Source organism: Streptococcus sp. 27098_8_12, from assembly GCF_041432115.1.
Lineage (GTDB): Bacteria > Bacillota > Bacilli > Lactobacillales > Streptococcaceae > Streptococcus > Streptococcus parasanguinis_V.
This window is the reverse complement of the sequence record NZ_JAPVZA010000035.1, coordinates 1-2544: the sequence shown is the minus strand read 5'-3', so window position 1 is coordinate 2544 and position 2544 is coordinate 1. Positions and strand designations below refer to the sequence as shown.

At 45.2% G+C, this 2544-nt stretch carries 3 protein-coding genes; all 3 read right to left on the bottom strand.

Going from position 1 to position 2544, the window contains the following annotated elements:
- Positions 1 to 46 precede the first annotated feature (46 nt).
- The gene (locus O3629_RS10060; protein ID WP_049514399.1) at positions 47 to 724 is read right to left on the bottom strand and encodes a rhomboid family intramembrane serine protease; all 678 of its coding nucleotides are present in this window, start codon (positions 722 to 724) and stop codon (positions 47 to 49) included.
- On the bottom strand, positions 708 to 1247 hold the full coding sequence (locus O3629_RS10055; protein ID WP_371609139.1) for a 5-formyltetrahydrofolate cyclo-ligase: 540 nt from the start codon (positions 1245 to 1247) through the stop codon (positions 708 to 710). Before O3629_RS10055 ends, O3629_RS10060 begins: the two co-directional genes overlap by 17 nt.
- A gap of 109 nt (positions 1248 to 1356) precedes the next feature.
- A complete protein-coding gene (locus O3629_RS10050) occupies positions 1357 to 2490 on the bottom strand; it encodes an N-acetyldiaminopimelate deacetylase (protein ID WP_049486374.1) in 1134 nt (377 codons plus the stop codon).
- Positions 2491 to 2544: the final 54 nt, after the last annotated feature.

Genomic DNA, 2544 nt, shown 5'->3' with positions numbered 1-2544 from the left:
AATCCAAAAACAATTAAGAGGCTAGGACTTTTGTCCTAGCCTCTTCTTAAAATAGAGTCAAGATTTTACCTAAGAAATAAAGCAAAAGCAAGAGATAAGATAGGGCTGCACTCATCTGATAGGTTCGGTTCATAAAACGAGCTTCCCCTCTTACTGGAAAGACATAAGCCAACATCACCCCAGCTACTAAGCCACCGATGTGCCCCGCCATACTGATCCCTGGCATGAAGCTAAAGATCAAATTAACCACAATCAAGCTGGTATAGGACTGACTCAAGTGGCGAATATAGGGACTTTGGACAATAAAGCGCAAAGCACCAATAGTCCCAAACAGTCCAAAGAGGGCTGTAGAAGCTCCTGCTGCAATCACATCTGGCGTAAAAATAGCGACAAAGACATTGCCCATCATGCCCGATAAGAGATAAAGAGCTAAGAAAGCCTTCGATCCAAAGAGATCTTCTGCCAAACGTCCTAAGTAATAGAGGGTGATCATATTGAGCACAAAATGTTCTAGGCCGATATGAACAAATGTAGCTGTCACGATTCGCCATAACTGGCTAGGATCGACTTTCACAACCTCTCCAATAATACCACCGCTATAGTAAATAGCAGCACCTGTTTGGTAGTCGCCTCCAAATCGGATGAACATAGAAAGAAAGACTGCCGTTGTGACGAGCAACAAGAGGCTAGTCACAGGATAACGACGATCAAAGAGTAACTTCATAAACTAGCACCTCCTGAACTGCCTGATCAAACGTATCTGGCTGGAACTCCTTCTGCTGGATGGAATAAATCGTACTAACCGTTTTTCCAGCAAAATCTGCTAAATAACGATCATAATAGCCACCACCATAGCCAATTCGGTAGCCTTTTGACTGGAAGACCACGCCTGGTACATGGATCAGATCAATCTCTGACTGTTCCACAAGCTTTCCTTTTTCATTGGGCTCCAGCAAACCAAAGCGTGTCTTTTCCAAAATGTCAGGATCGTATTCCACAAATTCCATTCGCCCTTGTGGATAGGTACGGGGAACACAGACGCGTTTCCCGAGTTGAAGAGCTGCTTGGATCAAGCCAGCTGTGGAAACTTCATGGTCAAAAGACAGATAGGTCGCAAGGGTCTTTGCCTCCTGAAAAGCTGGTAGCTCCAAGAGGCACTGAGTCAGCTCTTCATCTGCTTGAGTTTTCACAGTTTGTGGCAGTGCTTTCATGGCTGCTATAGTTTCTTTTCGTAGTGTTTTCTTCATTCCCTACTCCTTTTGTCTAGCTTTAATTGTATCATTTTTTAGGAAAGATCCGAACAGTTTTTATACAACAAAGAGAAAATCCAACTCCAGACGGAGTTGAATCATTCCTTTATTGGTTGGCTTTCATTTTCAAAAATTTACCAATGTTTTCTACAGCAAAGGGAAGGGCGGCTTCATTTGGGCTCATCTTTGGATGGTGCAGGGCATAAGGAGTATCAATCCCCAACCAGAACATGACACCAGGGACCTTGCTCAAGAGAAAGCCGAAGTCTTCTCCTGTCATCGCAGGCAGGATATCAATCAGGTTCACGTCTTCCTCAGCTGTGAAAAAGTCCATGAGTTCTTTGGCCAATTCTGGTTGGTTTTCCACAGGAAGATATCCTCCTTGCTTGAGTTCCAGGTCCAATTTCACATCAAAGGCTGCTGCAACTCCTTCTGCAATGGTTTTGACCCGTTTTTGAGTCAAAAGGTTCATCTCCATGGTCAAGGTCCGAATGGTCCCATGAAGGAAGGCTGTCTCAGCAATCACATTATTGGTTGTTCCTGCATGCATGGAACCAAAGGTCACCACAGCCCCTTCAATCGGATCGACATTTCGACTCACGACTGATTGGACTTGGGTAATGAAGTAAGAAGCTGCTACAAGAGCGTCATTGGCCTCATGTGGAAAAGCGGCATGCCCTCCCTTACCTGTAAAGGTAATCTTGACTTCACAGGTCCCCGCAAAAAGGGTACCCGTATTGGTCGCAATGTCTCCCACCTTCAAATCAGGGCGCACATGCAGACCATAAAATTCATCAGGGAGCCAGTCGCCAAAAGCATTGTCCTTATACATGAGCATCCCACCAGCTTCGTTTTCTTCAGCCGGTTGGAAGAGAAAGAGCAGGTTATTTTTTGGTTGCACTTGAACCAGTTGATCCAAAAGTCCAAGTGCTGTCGTCATGTGCATATCATGACCACAAGCATGCATCCGTCCTTCGTGCTTGGAGGCAAAATCAAGGCCCGTTTGTTCCACAATCGGTAAGCCATCGATATCTGTCCGCCAGCCGATAGTTTTTTCAGGAGCAGACCCATGGAGATACACCAGGATCCCGGTCCGCCAAGTCCGTTGCTCGACAAAGTCCTTGCCCGCTGTGATCTCTGCGATTCGCTCTAAGAGGTAGGCTTGGGTTTCAAATTCTTCCAAGCCAATTTCAGGGATTTGGTGTAAATCCCGTCTGATTTTAATTAAATCCAATGTCATAGTCGTCTTCTTTCTATTAGAAGAGGCTGAGACAAAAGTCTTAGCCTCTCAATT

Coding starts and splice junctions, on each gene's coding strand:
- O3629_RS10050 (WP_049486374.1), bottom strand. CDS start 2,490: ATGACATTGGATTTAATTAAAATCAGACGGGATTTACACCAAATCCCT.
- O3629_RS10060 (WP_049514399.1), bottom strand. CDS start 724: ATGAAGTTACTCTTTGATCGTCGTTATCCTGTGACTAGCCTCTTGTTG.
- O3629_RS10055 (WP_371609139.1), bottom strand. CDS start 1,247: ATGAAGAAAACACTACGAAAAGAAACTATAGCAGCCATGAAAGCACTG.